21 protein-coding genes, 1 tRNA gene and 1 pseudogene are annotated in these 18,570 nt (G+C 70.8%); 20 read left to right on the top strand and 3 right to left on the bottom strand.

All coding sequences use genetic code 11. The features are described from left to right. The first annotated feature begins 145 nt into the window (after positions 1-145). The 11 genes from AB0L45_RS08860 (at position 146) to AB0L45_RS08810 (ending at position 8,665) form a co-directional block, all read left to right on the top strand. Entirely contained in the window at positions 146-979 is an 834-nt protein-coding gene (locus AB0L45_RS08860) for a hypothetical protein (protein ID WP_365837552.1), read from the top strand. A 55-nt stretch (positions 980-1,034) separates the two neighbouring features. Further along, positions 1,035-2,510 (top strand): hypothetical protein, encoded by a 1,476-nt coding sequence (locus AB0L45_RS08855; RefSeq protein ID WP_365837550.1) that lies wholly within the window; start codon positions 1,035-1,037, stop codon positions 2,508-2,510. Positions 2,511-2,671: 161 nt separating this feature from the next. After that, entirely contained in the window at positions 2,672-2,842 is a 171-nt protein-coding gene (gene rpmF / locus AB0L45_RS08850) for a 50S ribosomal protein L32 (RefSeq protein WP_365837548.1), read from the top strand. A gap of 6 nt (positions 2,843-2,848) precedes the next feature. Beyond that, entirely contained in the window at positions 2,849-4,090 is a 1,242-nt protein-coding gene (locus AB0L45_RS08845; RefSeq protein ID WP_365837546.1) for a GTP-binding protein, read from the top strand. 5 nt (positions 4,091-4,095) lie between these two features. After that, on the top strand, positions 4,096-4,491 hold the full coding sequence (locus tag AB0L45_RS08840; RefSeq protein ID WP_365837544.1) for a Fur family transcriptional regulator: 396 nt from the start codon (positions 4,096-4,098) through the stop codon (positions 4,489-4,491). 174 nt (positions 4,492-4,665) lie between these two features. Next, a complete protein-coding gene (locus AB0L45_RS08835) occupies positions 4,666-4,965 on the top strand; it encodes a hypothetical protein (RefSeq protein WP_365837541.1) in 300 nt (99 codons plus the stop codon). Positions 4,966-5,109: 144 nt separating this feature from the next. Next, complete coding sequence (locus AB0L45_RS08830) at positions 5,110-5,628, top strand: LPXTG cell wall anchor domain-containing protein (protein ID WP_365837539.1); 519 nt, start codon at positions 5,110-5,112, stop codon at positions 5,626-5,628. A gap of 34 nt (positions 5,629-5,662) precedes the next feature. After that, the gene (locus AB0L45_RS08825) at positions 5,663-6,448 is read left to right on the top strand and encodes a SigE family RNA polymerase sigma factor (protein ID WP_365837537.1); all 786 of its coding nucleotides are present in this window, start codon (positions 5,663-5,665) and stop codon (positions 6,446-6,448) included. Continuing rightward, positions 6,445-7,023 carry a hypothetical protein gene (locus tag AB0L45_RS08820; RefSeq protein ID WP_365837535.1) on the top strand — a complete coding sequence of 193 codons (579 nt, stop codon included), beginning with the start codon at positions 6,445-6,447 and terminating at the stop codon, positions 7,021-7,023. Before AB0L45_RS08825 ends, AB0L45_RS08820 begins: the two co-directional genes overlap by 4 nt. A gap of 523 nt (positions 7,024-7,546) precedes the next feature. Beyond that, positions 7,547-7,843: a type II toxin-antitoxin system VapB family antitoxin gene (locus tag AB0L45_RS08815; protein ID WP_003986294.1), complete on the top strand. Its 297-nt coding sequence runs from the start codon at positions 7,547-7,549 to the stop codon at positions 7,841-7,843. A gap of 168 nt (positions 7,844-8,011) precedes the next feature. Then, a complete protein-coding gene (locus AB0L45_RS08810) occupies positions 8,012-8,665 on the top strand; it encodes a LytR C-terminal domain-containing protein (protein WP_365837533.1) in 654 nt (217 codons plus the stop codon). Between the two features lie 199 nt (positions 8,666-8,864). Here the strand turns inward: AB0L45_RS08810 and upp are convergent, their stop codons facing one another. Then, entirely contained in the window at positions 8,865-9,500 is a 636-nt protein-coding gene (upp, locus tag AB0L45_RS08805; protein ID WP_003986292.1) for a uracil phosphoribosyltransferase, read from the bottom strand. A 177-nt stretch (positions 9,501-9,677) separates the two neighbouring features. Between upp and AB0L45_RS08800 the strand changes: the two genes are divergently transcribed. The 4 genes from AB0L45_RS08800 to AB0L45_RS08785 all read left to right on the top strand — a co-directional run bounded on the left by AB0L45_RS08800 (position 9,678) and on the right by AB0L45_RS08785 (position 11,561). Next, on the top strand, positions 9,678-10,139 hold the full coding sequence (locus tag AB0L45_RS08800; RefSeq protein ID WP_365838089.1) for a response regulator: 462 nt from the start codon (positions 9,678-9,680) through the stop codon (positions 10,137-10,139). A gap of 199 nt (positions 10,140-10,338) precedes the next feature. Next, the gene (locus AB0L45_RS08795; RefSeq protein WP_365838047.1) at positions 10,339-10,881 is read left to right on the top strand and encodes a hypothetical protein; all 543 of its coding nucleotides are present in this window, start codon (positions 10,339-10,341) and stop codon (positions 10,879-10,881) included. Positions 10,882-10,905: 24 nt separating this feature from the next. Continuing rightward, positions 10,906-11,406 carry a tRNA adenosine(34) deaminase TadA gene (gene tadA, locus AB0L45_RS08790; protein ID WP_365837531.1) on the top strand — a complete coding sequence of 167 codons (501 nt, stop codon included), beginning with the start codon at positions 10,906-10,908 and terminating at the stop codon, positions 11,404-11,406. A 68-nt stretch (positions 11,407-11,474) separates the two neighbouring features. Continuing rightward, positions 11,475-11,561 (top strand) — tRNA-Ser (locus AB0L45_RS08785). Positions 11,562-12,008: 447 nt separating this feature from the next. Here AB0L45_RS08785 and AB0L45_RS08780 read toward each other — a convergent pair. Further along, a complete protein-coding gene (locus tag AB0L45_RS08780; protein WP_365837529.1) occupies positions 12,009-12,299 on the bottom strand; it encodes a hypothetical protein in 291 nt (96 codons plus the stop codon). A gap of 378 nt (positions 12,300-12,677) precedes the next feature. On the opposite strand from AB0L45_RS08780, the gene AB0L45_RS08775 reads away from it, so the two are divergent. The 5 genes from AB0L45_RS08775 (at position 12,678) to AB0L45_RS08755 (ending at position 18,002) form a co-directional block, all read left to right on the top strand. Further along, the gene (locus AB0L45_RS08775; protein WP_365837527.1) at positions 12,678-13,124 is read left to right on the top strand and encodes an ankyrin repeat domain-containing protein; all 447 of its coding nucleotides are present in this window, start codon (positions 12,678-12,680) and stop codon (positions 13,122-13,124) included. An 859-nt stretch (positions 13,125-13,983) separates the two neighbouring features. Further along, on the top strand, positions 13,984-14,277 hold the full coding sequence (locus AB0L45_RS08770; protein WP_365837525.1) for a lactococcin 972 family bacteriocin: 294 nt from the start codon (positions 13,984-13,986) through the stop codon (positions 14,275-14,277). Between the two features lie 180 nt (positions 14,278-14,457). After that, complete coding sequence (locus AB0L45_RS08765; protein ID WP_365837523.1) at positions 14,458-16,536, top strand: hypothetical protein; 2,079 nt, start codon at positions 14,458-14,460, stop codon at positions 16,534-16,536. A gap of 43 nt (positions 16,537-16,579) precedes the next feature. After that, positions 16,580-17,281: an ATP-binding cassette domain-containing protein gene (locus AB0L45_RS08760; RefSeq protein WP_365837521.1), complete on the top strand. Its 702-nt coding sequence runs from the start codon at positions 16,580-16,582 to the stop codon at positions 17,279-17,281. A gap of 109 nt (positions 17,282-17,390) precedes the next feature. After that, positions 17,391-18,002 (top strand): hypothetical protein, encoded by a 612-nt coding sequence (locus AB0L45_RS08755; RefSeq protein WP_365837519.1) that lies wholly within the window; start codon positions 17,391-17,393, stop codon positions 18,000-18,002. 455 nt (positions 18,003-18,457) lie between these two features. Here AB0L45_RS08755 and AB0L45_RS08750 read toward each other — a convergent pair. After that, a pseudogene (locus AB0L45_RS08750) lies at positions 18,458-18,570 on the bottom strand (DUF4232 domain-containing protein); the annotation flags it as partial.

Below are 18,570 nucleotides of genomic sequence, written 5' to 3'. Positions count from 1 at the left end.
CGCGCGTCGCGGGGCCGCGGGCGCCGGGATGGCCGGAAGTCGGCAGCTACGCGGCGGGTACGCCGGCAACGAGTTGTACAGTTGCGCAATCCAGCAACTTAATGAGCGCGGCGCGGAACGCGCACCGAGCCGCAGGGGGATCCACATGCCAGGCACCCACTCCCCACGGTCCGAGGCGGACGCCGTCTTCGCCCACGCCCTCGGCCAGGCACTCGACTCCCCGCAGGTCAGGGAAGCGATGGGCCGCGCCCCGAGAGCCGTCGACCGCGAACAGCTGCGCGCCTGGGCCCACCGGGAACGCGACACACTGTGCGCCGCGGCGGCCGCCGAGTACGCGGCGTACACCCGGCTGCGCGCCGGGGACGGCGCCGGGGCGTACCCGGGTTCCGGTACGGCCTCGGGTTGCCGTACGGCTTCGGAGTCCGGTACGGCCCCGGGCTCCGGTCCGGACGCGGACTCCGGTACGGACGCGGACTCCTCTGGCGGCCTGCTCCCCGCCCTCGCCGTCCTCGTACCGAGCCTGGGCGCGGTGGCCGCGGCCCTCTTCCTCGCCATCGGCTTCGGCATGCGGCTCGTCGGCCTCCACCGGCAGTTCGCCGACGAACTGGTCTACGCGGGCTGGCTCGCCGCGGGCATCGCGGCGGCGGCGACCATGGCCGGCCTGGCCTGGGTGCTGGTGACGGCGGCCCGCAACCGCTCGGCGGCCCCCGCGGGCGAAACGACCATCGGCGACGGCGTCGGCCCGGAGTCCGAGGTGGCACGGGCACGCGCGGCCTGGCAGCTCGCCCTGCTGGAGCGCGGCATCCTGCCGTTCCTGCTGTCCCGCATCCAGGAACAGCAGTCCCGCGCCGGCGCGACCACAGCCGCGCAGCCCACCCGCTCCCGCCCCGAGTACGCCAGTCCGGGTTACGGGAAGCCCGCGTACGGAAGCCCGGCATTCGAGAGCCCCGCGTTCGAGAGCCCCGAACGCCAGGGGTGATTCGACTTGTCCACAGGGGTGGTTGTGAACCACGCCACACCTGCACTATGGGTGCATGAGGAGGTCCAGCGGGTTCGCGCCGACGGAACCGCCGCAGCCGTCGCCGCGGCGGCACAACGCGGTGCTCCGGCTGTACGACGCGCCCCTGCACCGGGACTGGGCGTTCTGGCTCACCGTCGGGCTTGCCGCCCTGGAGACCGTCAGTGTCCTCACCCATCCCGGTCCGGCGAGCGGCCTGCCCCGCTGGCTGGACACACTGCTCGCGGTGGTCGTCTTCACCGCGCTCTTCGGAGTGCTGCCCGCCTGGATCCGGCTGCACGTCCGGAGGTGGCGCCGACGCAGACACCACCCCCGCCCAGCACCGCCGGACAGCGCCACCCGGCCGCCCAGCGACACCCCGCCGCCCAGCGTCGCCCCGCCGACCGACCACGCCCCGCCGCCTCGCACCGCCCCGCCACCTCACACCGACCCGCCGCCTCACACCGGCCCATCGCCTCACACCGACCCACCCCCTCGCACCGCCCCGCCCCCTCACACCGACCCACCCGCCCGTACGGCGCCGCCCCCGCACACCACCCCGCCCCCACGGCAAACCGCTCACCAGGAGCCCGTCCCACCCCCAGCGTTCGCGCGGCCCGAGACCCCGCACCCACCCTCCCCCGACCCCCTGGCCGCCGCCCGCCGGACCCTGCCGCACCCCGTGGCCCGGACCGTTCACGAGATGCAGCGGGCGCATACGCCCAAGGACCGGCACGAGGCGCTGCTCGAAGCCGCCGAGACGCTCGCCGCCACCGTCACCGTCACCGCGGCCGGCCTGCTCACGGCGTACGGCGTCGGCGAGCGCAACCTCGCTGAGCTGCGTACCGCCCTCGCCGGCACGGGCACCACCTTCGGCACCTGGACGACGTGGCTCCACCACCTGTGCCGGGTCGCGCGGGAGCGCCCGGACGTCGTCCCCGGTCTCGCGGAGGCGCTGCGGGACGGCTCCGACATGGCCGCCAGACCGGACGATCCCGGACTCGTCCAACTCCTCGACCGCCTCAAGGGCGAACGCAACCGCACGTCGCACGGCGACAAGCCACGGACGCAGGAAGAGGCCGCCCTGCGCGTCACCGAGCACCAGCTCACGCTCGAACGGGCTCTGGCGAGCGCACAGTTCCTCGCCGGGCTGCCCTGGCTGCTCACCGTGTCGTGCGCCTACCAGCGCCGTACCGGCACGTTCGAGGTCGTGGCGGACCACCTGATGGGCGACCACCCGGACTTCGACCGGCTGACCTTCCCCTGCGCGGCCCCGGTCGCCGACGACACGGTGTACGTGCTCAGCCCGGCGGGCCCGGTCGCCCTGTCGCCGTTCGTCGCCAGCCTGTACTGCGAGCAGTGCGGGCGCCGCGAGATATGCCACGCCAATGTCGCGGGCCGCCGCAACCGGACAGCGGCCTACAAGAGCTTCGGCCGCGGGCACGTCATCCCGCATCCCGAGCTGGACGACGAGATATCCGCTCTCCCCGGCACGCGCCCGCCCCGCCGGTGACCGCGTAGCCCCGCCCTGACCCACCCCTCTCCTAGTTCGAAATGGGATCCATTTTCATATAGCCTCGTCCGGCACCGGTCGGCACCGGTACGTGCCCGCGTACGCCCGCATGGCGTCCCGCGTGCCCGTCAGCACACCCACGCCCAGGAGGTTCCCGGACCATGGCCGTTCCCAAGCGGAAGATGTCCCGCAGCAACACCCGCCACCGCCGCGCCCAGTGGAAGGCCCGCACGCCCGCCCTGGTGCCGGTGACCGTCGACGGTTCCGTGTACCAGGTCCCGCGCCGCCTGGTGAAGGCGTACCAGCGCGGCCTGCTGCACCCGGAGGACTGACCGCCCATGGCGCCGCACCCGTCCCCCGCCGGCCCGCTGCCCGTCACCGTGCTCTCCGGATTCCTCGGCGCGGGCAAGACCACGCTGCTCAACCACGTCCTGCACAACCGCGCGGGCCTGCGGGTCGCGGTGATCGTCAACGACATGAGCGAGGTCAACATCGACGCCGCGCTCGTCCGCGGCGGCACGGCCGCACTGTCCCGTACCGAGGAACGGCTGGTCGAGATGACCAACGGGTGCATCTGCTGCACCCTGCGCGACGACCTCCTGGAAGAGGTCGACCGGCTGGCGCGCGAAGACCGCTTCGACCACCTGCTCATCGAGTCCAGCGGCATCTCCGAGCCGATGCCGGTGGCCGCGACCTTCGCGTTCCCGCGCGACGACGGTGCGACGCTGGGCGACCTGGCCCGGCTGGACACCATGGTCACCGTGGTCGACGCCGTGAACTTCCACGGCGAGCTGGTGCGCGGCGACGGTCTCACCGAGCGCGGCCTCGCCCCGTACGAGGACGACGAGCGGACCATCAGCGACCTGCTGATCGACCAGATCGAGTTCGCGGACGTACTCGTCCTCAACAAGCTCGACCTGGTCGACGAGGCCCAGGCCGGCCGCCTGCGCGCCGTCCTCACCCGGCTGAACCCGGCGGCCCGCGTCGTCCCCGCCCGGCACGGCCGCGTGGCGCCCGCCGAGATCCTGGGCACCGGCCGCTTCGACCTGGAGCGCGCCCAGCAGGCACCCGGCTGGGTCATGGAGCTGAACGGCGACCACGTGCCGGAGACCGAGGAGTACGGGATCTCCAGCACCGTCTTCCGCGCGGCGCGCCCCTTCCACCCCGCCCGGCTCTGGGAGTTCGTCACGGAGGGCATGGACAGCGGCGCGTACGGGGACATCCTGCGGTCCAAGGGCTTCTTCCGCCTCGCCGGCCGGCCCCGGGTGACCGGCCTGTGGTCGCAGGCGGGCTCCGTCGCCCGCTTCGAACCGTCGGGCACGCGGGCGGACGCCGGGGACGGATCTCCCGAGGACCTCCAGGGCCCCCAAACCCCTCAGGTCCCTCATGATCTCCAGGCCCCTCAGGATCTCCAGGAACTGGTCTTCATCGGGACCGGCCTGCGGGCCGAAGCCCTGCACGCCGCCCTGGGGAACTGCCTCGTCACGGACGCCGAGACGCTCACCGGGGCGTACGGCACCGACCCGTTCCCGGCCTGGGACGTGTACGGCGCGGACGACAGCTGCGACCACGAGGGCTAACCGGCATGGGCGGCCGGCTGACCCGACAGCGCGCCTCCGTCCTGCGCGTACTGACCACGTGCCAGGACTTCGTCTCGGCGCAGGAACTGCACGTCCGCCTGGTCACCGCCGACGTACCCGTCGGTCTGTCCACCGTCTACCGCACCCTGCACGACCTGGAGCGGGCCGGGCAGGTCGATGTCGTACGGGACGAGGCGGGCGAGCGCCTGTACCGGCCGCGGCCCGCCGACGGCCACCGCCACTACCTGATCTGCCGCCGCTGCGGCCGCAGCCGCCCCCTGGACTCCGACGTGGTGGAGCGCTGGGCGGAGCGGGTGGGCGCGGAGAGCGGCTACAGCGCGGTCGAGCACACCGTGGAACTCAGCGGCATCTGCGGCCACTGCGACGGTCTGTACGCATAGCCCTGGCCCCACGGCCCGTACGGCGATGCGCCCCGCGCGGCCCGTACGGCGATGCGGCTCACGGCCCGTACGGCGATGCGCCCCGCGCGGGATGGCGGGAGACTCGGAAGAGGAGTCGCGCACCCACGCCGCGGTGCGCGCATCCATGGCGAGGAAGGAAAGAAGGTGCCTGTCATGACAGCCACCACGCACGCGCCGCACCCGGACCACACCCACGAGCACGGCACCGGCTGCGGCCACGTCGCCGTACCCCACGACGACCACGTGGACTACGTGCACGACGGCCATCTGCACCGCCCGCACGGGGACCACGCCGACGAGTGCGAGCCCGCCGCCCACACCGTCCACGAGGGCCACGACCACGACCACCGCCCCGGCTGCGGCCACGTCGCCGTACCGCACGGCACCCACGTCGACTTCATCCACGACGGCCACCGGCACGCCGCGCACGAGGACCACTGGGACGACCACTGAGGAAGGGCCGCGGGCCGCCGCGGCAGGCCGGTCGCGGACCGTTCGAAGAAATTTCCGCCCCACCGGCAACCCCCACCGCTGCCGCACGTCGTGACGGGTGAGGGCGCCGTCCGGCGCCGTCCCGCCGATCGTGGAGCAGCCACCGTGAACGACTCTCGCACCTCCGCCTCGTCCACTTCGCCCGGCCCGTCCGCCGCCTCCCACGCGCCGTCCGGTGACGCCGGGCGCGCGGCCCGCGGCCGGGTACGGAGCGCCGTGACCGCCGGGCTGCTGGCGGCGGTCGCCCTTCCGGCGCTCGCCCTGGCCGGTACGGCGCACGCCGAGGAGCGGCCCTCGAAGGTGAGTGCGCCCAGCGCCGCCCCTCGCCCGGCGGACTCCGCCCCCAAGCCGGCCCCCGAGGTCAGCAACCCGCCCTCGTCCGCCTCGCGCCCGAGCGCCGCGCCCAGCGCCGTACCGAGTGCCGCGGCAAGTCCGAGCAAGGCGCCGGGCGACTCCGCGGCGAAGCCCGCGCCCGCGCCGGCGGCCCCGTCCGGCAAGGACGAACTCGCCGAGACGGGCACCTCCACCACCACCAACGTGGCGCTGGGCGCCGCTGCCGTCCTGCTGATCGCCGGAGGCGGCGGTGCCGTGTACGCCGCCCGCCGCCGCGGCAGCGCCGCCTGAGCCACCCGTAACGCTTCCGACGGCCGAGGAACCGATGGAGTTCACCGCCGCCGCGTCCCCCGCCCCGGTACGGCCCGCCGTGCCGGGGCCCTGGCGCGCCCTGGGCCGGCGCCTGCTGACGCGCGTGTCGGCGCAGCAGCACCACCGGTCGTACGGTCCGCCGCCGGTCCAGCGGCCCACTTCCAGGACCGACCGGGACGACCAGGCAAGCCGGACTGATCGGGCTGATCGGGCTGATCGGGCTGATCGGGCTGATCGGGCTGCCTGGGACTACCGGACCGGCCGGACCGATTCCCCGTATCGCGCCGGCCGCACCGCCCACCACCCCGACGACGCCCCCACCATCACGGACCTCTACCACGCGCACCGGCTGTCCATGGTGCGGCTGGCGGTGCTGCTGGTGGACGACCGGGCCACGGCCGAGGACGTCGTCCAGGACGCGTTCGCGGCCCTCTACAAGCGCCACGGCGAGCGGCTCGACGAGGTCGACAACGCCCTCGCTTACCTGCGCACCGCCGTCGTCAACGCGGCCCGCTCGGTGCTGCGGCGCCGCCGCACGGCCCGCGACTACACACCCCCGTACGAATCGGACGCACCCTCCGCCGAGGAACGCGTCGTGCTCGACGAGGAGCACCGCGAAGTCCTCGCCGCCCTCGGCCGGCTGACCACGCGCCGCCGCGAGGTCCTCGTCCTGCGGTACTGGGGCGACCTCACCGAGGCGCAGATCGCGGCCACGCTGGGCATCAGCCGCGGCGCGGTGAAGTCCATCGCCAGCCGCGCGCTGGACTCCCTGGAGAAGATGCTGGAGGCGCGGCCATGACGCACCACGGACCGGGAGCCGACGACTCCCTCGAAACGCGGCTCCGGCTCGCCCTGTCCGCCCGCGCCGAGCAGGTCGACCTCCGGGACCTGCGGCCGGCCGCGCCTCCAGGGCCCGAGCTGCGGCGCGGCCCGTTCCTCAGCCGGCGGCTGCGGCGGTTCGTCCTGCCGCTGGCCGCTGCGGTCACGGCGGCCGCCGCCGCGGTGGGCTACCTGGTCCTGGCCCCGGACGCCCCGACCTCACCGCGCCCCGTCCCCGCGTCCACGCCCAGCCCCGTACCGCCCCCCACTCACCTCACTCCTGCCCCCACCCCCACCCCCTCCCCGTCGTCCCCCACCGGCCCGGCCACCCCTTCGCCGTCCGCGTCCTCCCCCGCCCCCGGTCCCACCACGCGGCCCGGAACGCCCGTCCCGAGTGCGCGCGCCGCCGATCCGGTCGAGGGCGCCTCGCCCCTGGAGGCGCGGCGACGGCCGTCCGCATCGCCTCCGGGGGCGGCGGACCCCCCGGCGACGGCGGTGCCGAGCGCGCCGGATTCGGGCCGGGTGGCGTCCCCGAGCGGCGCGGCCGGCCGCTGAGGTGCGTCACGCCCCGCCTCCGCCGTCGCCCCCGACCCCGTCCCCACCGTCACCCCTGCCCCTGCCCCTGCCCCTGCCCCTGCCCCTGCCCCTGCCCCACCATCGCCATCGTTCGCATCGCCACTACGCGCGTACCACTCCCCCCGACCCACATCCACCCGGCACGACGAGCCGTACTCCGATCGTGTCGAATTCCCCCACACCACACGCTTCACGGATTTTGCGGAATTCACCTCTCTTTCCGCCCCGCGACAAGCGCCCGCCCCGACTGCCGCGCCCCACCGAGCGCTCATTTCCGGCCGTCCTCGCGAGCGCGTCGCGTCACTTTTCCGCGGCGGTGGGCGCCTTTCGCCGTACGGGGCAACCCTTCCTCCACCATGGCCGCGCGGGACGCAGACCACCTGCCCCGTACCGCTTTCTCATCCGCTTCTCAGCAGCCCGTTCCGGAATTGCCCCTCTTTGCCGCCTTCGCTCTGCGACCGCATGGCTGCGCCCGGCACCGGAGGCCCGGTAGGCTTTCCGTGTGATCTTCAAGCGCATCGGAAATGGGCGGCCGTACCCGGACCACGGCCGGGAAAGCACCCGCCAGTGGGCGGATGTTGCCCCTCGCCCGGTACGCCTTGACCAGTTGGTGACGACCAAGCAGCAGCTCGACCTGGAGACGCTGCTCGCCGAGGACTCCACCTTCTACGGCGACCTCTTCGCGCACGTCGTGAAGTGGCAGGGCGACCTCTACCTGGAAGACGGGCTGCACCGCGCCGTGCGCGCTGCTCTCCAGCAGCGCCAGGTGCTCCACGCCCGCGTCCTGGAACTGGGCTGACAGTCCGGTCGACGACCCGGCCCGCAGCCCGGCTGCCGGCCCGGCGTCCCCGGCCCGACACGGCCTGTCCCCCTGTCCGGGGGGCCGTATTGGCCCTTTCGGGTGGGTCTTGCGACGCGCATTGATCATTTAGTAGGCACGGCGTCGCCACCGCACTACGCTGCGAACATGAGCATGCTGACGCCCCCTGGCATGGGCGGTAAGAAGTACCGCATCACGGGCGACAGATATCCACGGATGCGCCGCCCCCGTCACCGTCGGCGGATCGCCCTGGCGATCACCGCCGCCGTCTGTGCCCTGGCCCTGGCCGGCTGGGGCACCTTGCAGCTCATCGACGTCTTCGGCGGCAGGGGCGGTACGGCCCAGGCGGCGCAGGACAAGAAGAAGTGCCCCGACAAGGGCGGCACGAAGCAGACGAGCGCCCTGGCCGCCGGTACGGGCAAGCCGCTGCCCCGGCCCGCCGACGTCACCGTCAACGTCCTCAACGCGACGGCGCGCGGCGGACTCGCCAAGTCGACCGCCGACGAGCTGAAGAAGCGCGGCTTCAAGGTCGGCAAAGTGGGCAACGCCCCGCCCGCGTACGACAAGAAGATCAAGGGCACCGGCGTGCTGCTGGGCGCCCGGGCGACGTCCGAGGGCGCCCAGAAGGTGCTGGGCACGCAGCTCGAAGGCGCGGAGCTGAAGAGCGACACCCGTAAGACGGGCGATGTCGACCTGCTCATCGGCGACACCTTCAAGGCCCTGGCCGAGCCGGCCGCGGCCCAGAAGGCACTCACCGCGCTGACGGCACCGGCCAAGCAGAACCCGCACTGCCGTAAGTGACCGGCCGGGGCCGGGCGCCCGCCCCGAACCCAGTCGAACCGAGCGCCCACCCCGAACCGAGTCGAACCGATCACCCGCCTAGAACCGGGTCGAACCGATCCGCCCGCCCCGCCCGGACGCTCCGCTGCCGCTACGACCGGCCTCAGGCCACTACGGGCGACGTCCTGCCGCAGACCGCCACGGCCTGCCACGGCCTGCCTCAGCCGGCCGTCCCGTACATCCGGTCACCCGCGTCGCCCAGCCCCGGGACGATGTAGCGGTCGGGGTTCAGGCACTCGTCCACGGCCGCCGTGACGACCGTCACCGGCGCGCCGGCCAGCTCGCGCTCCATCACCTCGACGCCCTCGGGCGCCGCCAGCAGGCAGATCGCGGTGACGTCGTCCGCGCCGCGGTTGATCAGTTCCCGGATCGCCGCGACCAGCGTGCCGCCGGTGGCCAGCATCGGGTCGACCACGTACACCTGGCGGCCCGAGAGGTCGTCCGGCATCCGCGTGGCGTACGTGTGGGCCTCGTACGTCTCCTCGTTACGGACCATGCCCATGAAGCCGACCTCGGCCGTGGGCAGCAGCCGGACCATGCCGTCCAGCATCCCCAGCCCGGCGCGCAGGATCGGCACGACCAGCGGGCGGGGGTGGGACAGCCGCACTCCGGTGGTCGCCGTCACCGGAGTGTCGATGTCGACCTGCTCGGTCCGCACATCGCGGGTGGCCTCGTACGCGAGCAGGGTGACCAGCTCGTCGGCGAGACGCCGGAAGGTCGGGGAATCGGTGCGCTTGTCGCGCAGAGTAGTGAGTTTGTGCGCCACCAGCGGGTGGTCGACGACGTGGATCCGCATGACATCGACAGTAGCCGAGGTCGCGGGCGCCGGTGCCCGCCCGTCCGCGCCCGCGTGGCCCGGGAACCGATTCCGCCCCCGTTGGCATCGGACCACCGGTCAGGGGGAAAGTGGGCACAAACGCCCGGTCCGTCGTACCGGCGCCGGGCATGGACCTCGTCCCAAGGGGGTTACGGCGTGCCCGACGGGAACAGGAGCGGAAACGGAACCGAGGCCGGAACCGGGGTCGGCGACGGAACCGAGGCCAGGGCCGGACGCGGCGGCAGGGCCGGACGCGCCGGCAGCGGACGCAGCGGTAGCGGACGCGCCGGCAGCGGACGCGCCGCCCGACGGCGTGGCGGCGGGACCGGGAGCGCGACCGGCGAATCGGCCGACGGCGAATCGACCGCCGGCGCATCGGCCCCCCTGGACGACACCCCCGCCGACGACAACGCCCCCACTCCCTCCCCCACTCCCACTCCCTCCCCCCTCGACGAAGGCGCCACCGGTGCCGAGAACGACGCGGCGCGCCGACGCCGGCGCGCCCAGTTCCTGCGCGATCTCCACGAGGCCAAGGAACTGCGCGACCGGGTCCAGCCGCGCCGCGCCCGGGCGGCACGGATGCGCCAGGCCATGAGAATGCGCACGTTCCGCTGGTAGCCGAACGTCACAACAGCCTCACCAGAACCTCTCGCCTCACAAAACGTGAGCCACATCTCTCGGAACGCCCGCACGACGCAACGCCGAAGACCCCGCGCAATCGCGTTGTTTCTGCCACGATTCCGATGGGCGGGGACCTGCGGCGCCGAGGCGCCGCCCCGTCCGACCCGGCACGCCTATGACCAGTGGGAGAGTCACGGTGTACTTCGCCGCACTGCTCGCGCGCACCGAAGACGGGTGGGAAGCGAGCGACACGGAGCTCGACAATGTGGAGACCCTGACCGATCTGGCCGACCTGGCCCGAGAGGCCGCGGTCGACGACGACACGGTGGTGGCATACATCGAGCAGGAAGGCACGTGGTTCGGCGTCGTCCGCGTGGACGGCGAGGACGATCCGCGGATCTTCATCTCGAACGCCGCCGCCGCTGCCCGCAGCTCGTACGGTGCGATGCTCACCGACGAACTGCTCGGCCGCGACGAGGACGGCACCGACGACCTCGACAGCCTCGACCTGGACGGTACGGAGGACGGCGAACCCGACCCGGTGGAAAGTACGGGCGAGGGCGAGGAGACGGTGACGGCCTCCGGCGCCCCCGCGCCACCGCCGGGACCACTCGGCGACCCGGCCCTGCTGGCCGACCTGGGCATCGGCGACAAGGAGCTGCTCGCGCTCGACACCGACGCGCTGTCCGAGATCGCCGACGCCCTCGGCTGCACGGACGTCCTGGAGGCCGTGAGGTAACCCCCGTCACGGACACTGGGAGGCATGACCGCCTCCTTGCCCGACCCCCTCCGCACCCCGGCGCCCGACCCGCTGCGCGATCCCTGGACCGCGGCCATGCGCCGGGCGCTGGACGAGGCTGCCCTCGCCCCCGGGACCGGCGACGTCCCGGTGGGCGCCGTCGTGCTGTCCGCGGACGGCACGGTCATCGGCACCGGCCGCAACGAACGCGAGGCCACCGGCGACCCCACCGCCCACGCCGAGGTCCTCGCCGTCCGGGAGGCCGCCCGCACGGTCGGCTCCTGGCGCCTGACCGGCTGCACGCTCGTGGTCACCCTGGAGCCGTGCACGATGTGCGCGGGCGCCATCGTGCTGTCCCGCCTGGACCGCGTCGTCTACGGAGCGGCCGACGAGAAGGCGGGCGCCGCCGGCTCCCTCTGGGACGTCGTACGCGACCGCCGCCTCAACCACCGCCCCGAAGTCATCACCGGCGTCCTCGCCGACCCCTGCGCCACCCTCCTGACCACCTTCTTCCGCTCCCGCTGACCCCGCCGCGCCCCCTCCCCCGGATACCGATTTCGGCGTACGGCCCCCCGTGAGCTAGAGTTCCTCTCGGTAGCGTGTCCGAGCGGCCGAAGGAGCGCGCCTCGAAAGCGCGTGAGGGGGCAACTCCTCCGTGGGTTCAAATCCCACCGCTACCGCTTGTAACACCCCTCTGATCTGCGGAGACGCGGTCAGGGGGGTGTTTTGCGTGGCACCTGTGCAGGGCGGTGGTGGCGCACGTTGCCCCGTGAGTCCCGGATCGGCGCGGTGTCCCTCGGGAACTCGGGGCGCCGCGCCACAGTCTGCCCGGGCTCGGCGCGTGCACAGCCACCGGGAGCGGTGCCGGCAGTGACGATGAGCTGCCTTTCAGTTTCTCCAGGCCCTAGGACGAGAGGGGACGGGAGAGCAGGCACGGACCCGTCAAGGAGTCACGGGGCTTGGACCCTCACGTGTGATCACACGTGATACGCGTGATCACACGTGATCACTAGGTCGTGCCTGCACTGCGGCTGCGGCCCTTGCCCGTATTGGCACTGCCGGACCAACTCAAGGTCACCCCGGCAGGCCAGTCAGGTCCGGCTTACGCCACGGCTCCTGCCGTCAGGTCAGGGCTTGCCCTTTCGGATGCTCTTCTTCGTGCAGTGGTGCGCGCGGTAGCCCTTGGGCATCTGGTCGTTGGCGTTCTTGTGGGCCGCCTTCCAGGCGAGGTCCTGCGTCGCGCCCCAGCCGTGCCCCTGCACGTATCCGTGAATTCCGCCGTCCGCGATGCTTTCCTTGGGGCACTGCATATGCGCGGTCCACCCGGACGCCGCCTCCGCAGGGACGGTCAAACCCAGCGAGAACACAACTGCAGCGGCGCCGGTGATCAGCGAACCGACGGTACGCGATGTACGCATGAGAAAATTCTCCCGAGGATCGATGTTCCGATACTGCGGGGGCAGGCCGCTGGGCGGTGCAATCCACACTCGCCAACCCACTTCCGCAAGGCACACCGAACTTCCTTGGCCGCACAAGCCAAGGCGAGAAATGGTGGTCGATCCTTGCCCCCCTGAGAACCACCCGCCTCGGTGGTCAACCGAGCGGATGAGCACGCCAGAACCTACGGGATCAAGCCGCCCTGATCAATACTGAATCTCCAGTGAGCACGATCACTGCCCGGGCGCGGTATCCGGGTGTCGGACGGCACTGCCTGACGGCGTGTCACTCCTCAAGATGCCCAGTGCCGTCGCCCCTGGCCTGTCTCTCCTGGTGCCCGGCCGCTAACCTTGGCGCCCATGAACCAGCGGAAACGAAAGAAGCTTTCGCGTCATCTCTTCGGGGCGATCCTGACCAGTGACGCCGCCCGCGTGAAGGCGGTTCTGCGGGCCGGAATCGACCCCAACGAGCCGAGCAGCGAGGGTACGACCCCGCTGTATCTGGCCTCCGTCAACGGAGAAGCGGACATCGCCCGCTTGCTCCTCAAGGCCGGCGCCTCGCCCGACACGGAGAGCAACGGATTCGGCTCGGAAGGCACCCCCCTGTGCGCAGCCGCATGCTGGGGATACACCGAAACCGTGCGCGAACTGCTGGCGTACGGCGCCGATCCCAACCGGCGCGAAGATCACGGAACGGGCCGCTCCCCGCTGGACTGGGCCAACGAGGGCCCCCACCCCGAAACCGCCGAACTCCTCACCGCAGCAGGGGCGACCACCCACCGGAGCGCGCAGGCGGCCCAGGGTTGACACGGGCGTGGGCCGCGCCGGACGTGACCCTGCTCACACTGGTGGTGACTGGCTAAATATCGCCCCTGTCGCATAAGTTCTGTCACGCCCACCCCGTCGAATTGACCGTCGGCGAGGGGGGCATTCAGGGGGACGGGGGTCACACCAGATCCCGTCTCGGCTCATGCAGCTGGGGCGGTTTTGGTATGCCCTGCAGCAACGGGACAAGTGTGGGCCGTAGCAGCAATGACCTGCCCCTGATCGCAAGGGACGCTGACCCCTAGAGGAGCAGGTATGCGCAAGCCACGCACGATGGCCCCCATAGCCACTACTGCAGCAATGGCCGCGCTTCCCCGCAGTGCAGCAAACGAAGCACTCTTTCTGGGACATCATGCGGAGCCCGGCGATAAAAAGCTGATGACGCCAGGCCGACGCTGACGCCAGCGAGACCGCGCACAGCAAGAGGGACAGGTTTCCCGCTCCGCCTCGTCACAGTGGCCTCCTGCGCACTTTTCACGGAGCGCACTTTTCACGGAGCGCGCTGTTCACGGAGCGCGCTGACACCTGTCGATGCGTAAATCTCCGCGAAATCACTGCGCACTCCGGCCTTCAGGCTGCCTGAACCATGGTGGTTTCCTGCTTCCTGCTGCCCTGTACAGCGGTCACCAATTGCTGTACGGCGCACACTGCCCGCACCAGAGTGCCGGTGCAGGAATTTCGGCAACCGCCCCGCCGGCCTGAATCCAGAAAAGCCTACCCTTGCGTATGGGGCGAAAACTTGTAGGTTAACCCGCAGGTAATCGCCTGATACCGTAATTCGTCGCTGCGAATCGACTGACCATCGATTCATGGCAGCGAATACTCACGAGAAAGCGAGTTAATGATGAAGATGAAGACCGGGCTCAAGGCTGCTCTCGCGACCGGCGCCATCATCGTGGCCGCTGCCGCTCCCGCGCTGGCCGCGGAGGACGCCGGTGGCGGCAAGTGGTCCCACGGCGTGGGCGCCAACTACGTGTACTCGAACTACAAGCACCCCAAGGTCTACCACTCGTCTTCCGTCGAGGGCGCGTACTGGGCCAAGAGCGCCTGCGAGAAGGAAGGCGTGTGGGCCAAGGCTTCGGCGCAGAAGAAGTCGGTCGGCATCAACAAGGCCTACTACAACCCCTCCTGCTGACGCTCTCATACCCGCGGCTGTCATTTCCTGACTGCCGCACCTGGCTGCGGGCTGCCATTCCGGCCCGCAGCCAGGACCCCGATTCGCCCCACCCTCATCTCGCGATATGCGCACTCCCGAGTGCCTGAACCTGGGTTGCCGATGCTCCATCGAGGTATCAAGTTCGTCCACGCCGCCGTTTTGGTCTTCTCCGCCCTGATTTCTTTCCTCTTCGTGCGGGGGCTGGACGAGAGCCTGGTTCTGGGAAGTTCTGCTCAGGTCTGGGTGACCAGGTCCGACGATTCGGTGAGTGGCGCCCAGGTCGCCCGCGCGATCGCCGCGTTCTCGGACGACCACAAGGTTGCCGTGGCGCGCGAGCTGCCCGACGTGGAGTATTCCGACAGCCGTCGGCACCTGTATCTCGCCTCAGGAAACCCGCACTTCGATGCGGCATCCTGGCTGACCGACGGATACCCGGCGTTCGGTTCGCACTTCACCACGGAGGTGCACCCCATCGCGGAGATCGGGCAGCGCGACCCACGGGGCTTCTACTACGTTTTCGGACCACCTGAGACCGCTGACGCCCTGGTCGCCGTACTCGCCGATCTCGGGCTGGGCTCTAGTGTCCAGCATCCGCTTTCCTCCGGCCAGCTGCTCCAGTACTTCACGGGCGGTGAGCTGTTCTGGTCGTTCTTGGTCATCGCGCTCGCCGCAGTGACGATGACCGGCGCGAGCGTATTGCTGAACGCGAAAGCCTATGGCGTATTGCGTCTGCAAGGAAAATCCCTCGGGGAAATCCTTGCCCGTGATCTGAAGCAGCTGGCAGCTTTCTGGTTGCCGGCGGCCGGCGCCGTGGTGGCCGCGGTGCTCGTATCGCTCGGCTTCTACAACGGTCTCGCCTGGCTGGGCCTGTTCGCTGCCGTGGCCGCGTGTCTCGCGGGCCTGCTGATCCTTTCGGTACTGGCTGCCCACGCCGCCGTACTCGCTCTCACCTTCAAGACCGAGTTGCTGCGCGCGCTCAAGGGTGAACTGCCCGCCAGAGCGGCATTCGTCTCCACGTACGTGGTGCGGATCCCCGCGGTGCTGCTCGCGCTCGGCTTCGCCATGGACGTCATCGTGGCTGGCCAGCACGTGACGGCACGCCAGGGCAGTCAGGACACCTATGCCAAGGCGGGGAACGCCGTCACCATCCGCCTCAACGGCAGCTGGGGAGGCGACTCGGAGCCGGTGGTCAAGCAGGTGGGTACGTGGCTCCGCCAGGCCGACGCGGCCGGCGAGATCGTCGTTGCCGGACGCCACGATCTCCAGAATCTCTCTTCGGACGCGCGTCTGCCGCAAGGCGAGATACTGATCGTCAACGAGACCTTCCTCGCCCACCAGCCGGTCACGGACCCGAAGGGACAGCGGTACTCGCCGGCGCCGCACAACACGCCGGCGGCAGACGCCCGTTCGGTTCGGGTCATCATCCCCGAATCCCTCGCCCCTCACGCATCGGCTATCCGAGCGACCGTCCCTGATGTCTTCGGCAAGATGGACCCGGATGTCCGGCGGCACCTCAAGACCGAGACATTCGAAGCGAAAAGCGGTCAGCGCGTCTTCGGCTACAACTCCGGAGACCGAAGCCCCAACGCTGCCTACAGTCCGGACGACGACCGGTCGTTGGTCCGCGACCCCGTCCTTGTCGTGGTCCCCAATGGTTCACACATCCTCACCGACGATATGTACACCACGATCGCGACCCAGGACGGTATCGTCTTCCCTGATCCCGACGACGTCCTGACCCCTCTTGCAGCGAATAAGTACGCGCTACAGTCCTACGTGGCGACAGTGAATCCCGTGGGGCAGAACGCCGCGCTGAAGCTGAGGGAAGCCGTCGCCGGCTTCCGGCTGCAGCTCTTCAATCTCATCGCCTCCGTGGCCGTGCTTCTCATCACTGGGATCGGCGTCTGCATCATCCACGCACGCAAGCACGCGCAGGCTACTTTCGTCCGGCACATCAGCGGCTGGCGATTCACCGCAACTCACCGCTTCATTCTCGCTGTAGAGGGAATTCTCGCGGCCTTCCTCATCTGGTGGGTTCCTGCCCAGGTGTGGCGACAGAACCAGGACCTTGCGGAGATGGCCGCTCAGGGCATTCCTGCGCCCGTCCCGCCCGTCCAGCTCACCGCAGCTGACATCAGTGCCATCGCGGGGCTGGCCGCCCTTGAGTTCGGTGCTGTCATCCTCACCCTCTGGATATTCCACCAGCGCATCGTCAAGGAAGGGGCAATCGAGGCATGAGGATCACTCGGAAGACCCCCTCCCCCGCAGCAGGAGTGCAGTCGTGATCGATATCGTCAAGCTGTCGAAGGGCTTCGGTACCCGAACCCTGTGGTCCGATGTCACTGTGACCGTCAATCCCGGCGAACTGCTCGCCCTTGTCGGCCCCAGCGGATCGGGAAAGTCCACCCTCCTCAACTGCATCGGCCTGCTCGACAGACCCAGCGCCGGACAGATTCTCCATGCGGGGAAGGACATGACCCAGTTCGGGCGACGCGAGATCCGGCACTTCCGTCGCGACGTTCTCGGGTACCTCTTCCAGAACTACGCTCTGATCGAGAACGCCACCGTAGCCGCCAACCTTGAGGTCGCGACCAAGCCGCAGCGGAGTGCGCGGGGCAAGGCCGGCATGGCGATCGCCGAGGCTCTTGAGCGGGTCGGCCTGGCGGGCCGGGAGAAGGAGATGATCCACCACCTCAGCGGTGGCGAGCAGCAACGTGTCGCGCTCGCCCGCATCATGGTGAAGAAGCCGGCCGTCGTGCTCGCCGACGAGCCCACTGGCGCCCTCGACCACGCCAATGCCACCACGGTCATCGACATCCTCCGCGAGATGAGTGACGCCGGATGCGCCGTTGTCATCGCCACCCACGACGACCGCGTCCGCGACCGATGCGACGCCGCCTTCGCCGTCCATGAAAACGCTCTCGTCACCCAAGCACCGACCAAGCCCGAAGGTGCGCCTGCCGAACAGGTCAGCGCTTCCTGAGAGTCCTGCCTGACCCCGGCAGCCCGGTGCGATACTGCGCAGCGGTCTGGCGGCCCCGGTGAAGGTCCTGGTTCAGCGCCTGGCCGGGTAGGGACTCGTGAGGGCAGAGATGACGGCTTCGGTGCCGTACAAGACCGCCTGGGAAGACCCGGCCACCCGCCGGGCCTGGCGCCGTACCGCGTCGCTCCGATGTGCTGCCCTGGTGACCTGGCCGCTGGGGTTCAGCGCGTGGCTCTTCGCCGTGGTCATGACGCCGGTCTGGCTGCTGGTGCTGTGGATTCCCGTGCTGTGTGTCGGCATCTGGTACGCCATGCTCTCGGTGATCTCGACGCTTTCCCTGATGCGGACGCGCCGCGTGCTGCGTGTCTACCCGTGGCAGGCGGGCATCGCCCGGGCAGAGCCGAAGAAGAACGGCAGTACACGGTTCGTCGTGCCGGACCCGGAACGGGCGGAGAAGTCCGTGAGCCTCGGCCATGGCGGCCTCATCGGGACGCGAGGGCATTTCTGGCTACGCGAGGTGAAGTCCGGTCGGATTACCGACGTGTGGTTCGCGGGTGACCCCAGGTATCTGGGCGTCGTCGCGGCCCCTGGGCCACGGCGCCTCCTGTGGGTCGCCCAGCGGGAGGCGACGGACCCCCGTATGTCGCCCCGCAAGAAGGGGGTCAGCCCTGCGGCGCGGGCGCGGGCGCGTGCTGCTGGGGCGCGGGTCGGGGGAGATTGAGCGGAGCGTTCGGCGGGGCACGGGGAGGACGGGTTACCTGCGAGCTGCCGTATCGGACGGGAGCTCGGTCAAGCGGCTTCGGCAATCGGCGGCGAAGCGGCCGGGGTGGTGGTGCCCCGGCGGTAGGTGAGCGTGCCGGCGGTAGGCGAGCGTACCGGCGGGGCCGGTCTCGGCGTTCCCGACCTGCCATCTGTCGCCCGCCGGGGCGGGGGCCGCTGTCGGCCCAGCCATTCCCGCCCCCGCGGTCACAACCGTCCGCTCACCGCGACAGCTGCCCATGTACGCCTCGGGAGCGCCGATTTCCCGATGTCCCGAGCGCCGATTTCCTCGGAAGGTAGGGCGCGTCGAAGCTTTGCCCTGTCCGCGTCGGGCAGCGGTCATCCGCTGTCGGCGAGCAGTCGCCCGCCTAGCGGTCCTAGTGATGCGGGTCGTGTGGGTCGTGTGGGTGGTGTCGGTCAGCCGATGGGGTTGATGAAGGTGGCGGGGTGGGTGGCGCCGTCCTGGTGGGTGAGGGGGCCCCAGGGCCAGGTGAGGGTGAGGGCGGTGGTCTCGTTGGGCGGGGTGACGG

Source organism: Streptomyces sp. NPDC052496 (genome assembly GCF_040679095.1).
Lineage (GTDB): Bacteria > Actinomycetota > Actinomycetes > Streptomycetales > Streptomycetaceae > Streptomyces.
This window is presented reverse-complemented; position numbering and strand designations above follow the sequence as displayed.

Coding starts and splice junctions, on each gene's coding strand:
- AB0L45_RS08860 (WP_365837552.1), top strand. CDS start 146: ATGCCAGGCACCCACTCCCCACGGTCCGAGGCGGACGCCGTCTTCGCC.
- AB0L45_RS08855 (WP_365837550.1), top strand. CDS start 1,035: ATGAGGAGGTCCAGCGGGTTCGCGCCGACGGAACCGCCGCAGCCGTCG.
- rpmF (WP_365837548.1), top strand. CDS start 2,672: ATGGCCGTTCCCAAGCGGAAGATGTCCCGCAGCAACACCCGCCACCGC.
- AB0L45_RS08845 (WP_365837546.1), top strand. CDS start 2,849: ATGGCGCCGCACCCGTCCCCCGCCGGCCCGCTGCCCGTCACCGTGCTC.
- AB0L45_RS08840 (WP_365837544.1), top strand. CDS start 4,096: ATGGGCGGCCGGCTGACCCGACAGCGCGCCTCCGTCCTGCGCGTACTG.
- AB0L45_RS08835 (WP_365837541.1), top strand. CDS start 4,666: ATGACAGCCACCACGCACGCGCCGCACCCGGACCACACCCACGAGCAC.
- AB0L45_RS08825 (WP_365837537.1), top strand. CDS start 5,663: ATGGAGTTCACCGCCGCCGCGTCCCCCGCCCCGGTACGGCCCGCCGTG.
- AB0L45_RS08820 (WP_365837535.1), top strand. CDS start 6,445: ATGACGCACCACGGACCGGGAGCCGACGACTCCCTCGAAACGCGGCTC.
- AB0L45_RS08810 (WP_365837533.1), top strand. CDS start 8,012: ATGAGCATGCTGACGCCCCCTGGCATGGGCGGTAAGAAGTACCGCATC.
- upp (WP_003986292.1), bottom strand. CDS start 9,500: ATGCGGATCCACGTCGTCGACCACCCGCTGGTGGCGCACAAACTCACT.
- tadA (WP_365837531.1), top strand. CDS start 10,906: ATGACCGCCTCCTTGCCCGACCCCCTCCGCACCCCGGCGCCCGACCCG.
- AB0L45_RS08780 (WP_365837529.1), bottom strand. CDS start 12,299: ATGCGTACATCGCGTACCGTCGGTTCGCTGATCACCGGCGCCGCTGCA.
- AB0L45_RS08775 (WP_365837527.1), top strand. CDS start 12,678: ATGAACCAGCGGAAACGAAAGAAGCTTTCGCGTCATCTCTTCGGGGCG.
- AB0L45_RS08770 (WP_365837525.1), top strand. CDS start 13,984: ATGATGAAGATGAAGACCGGGCTCAAGGCTGCTCTCGCGACCGGCGCC.
- AB0L45_RS08755 (WP_365837519.1), top strand. CDS start 17,391: ATGACGGCTTCGGTGCCGTACAAGACCGCCTGGGAAGACCCGGCCACC.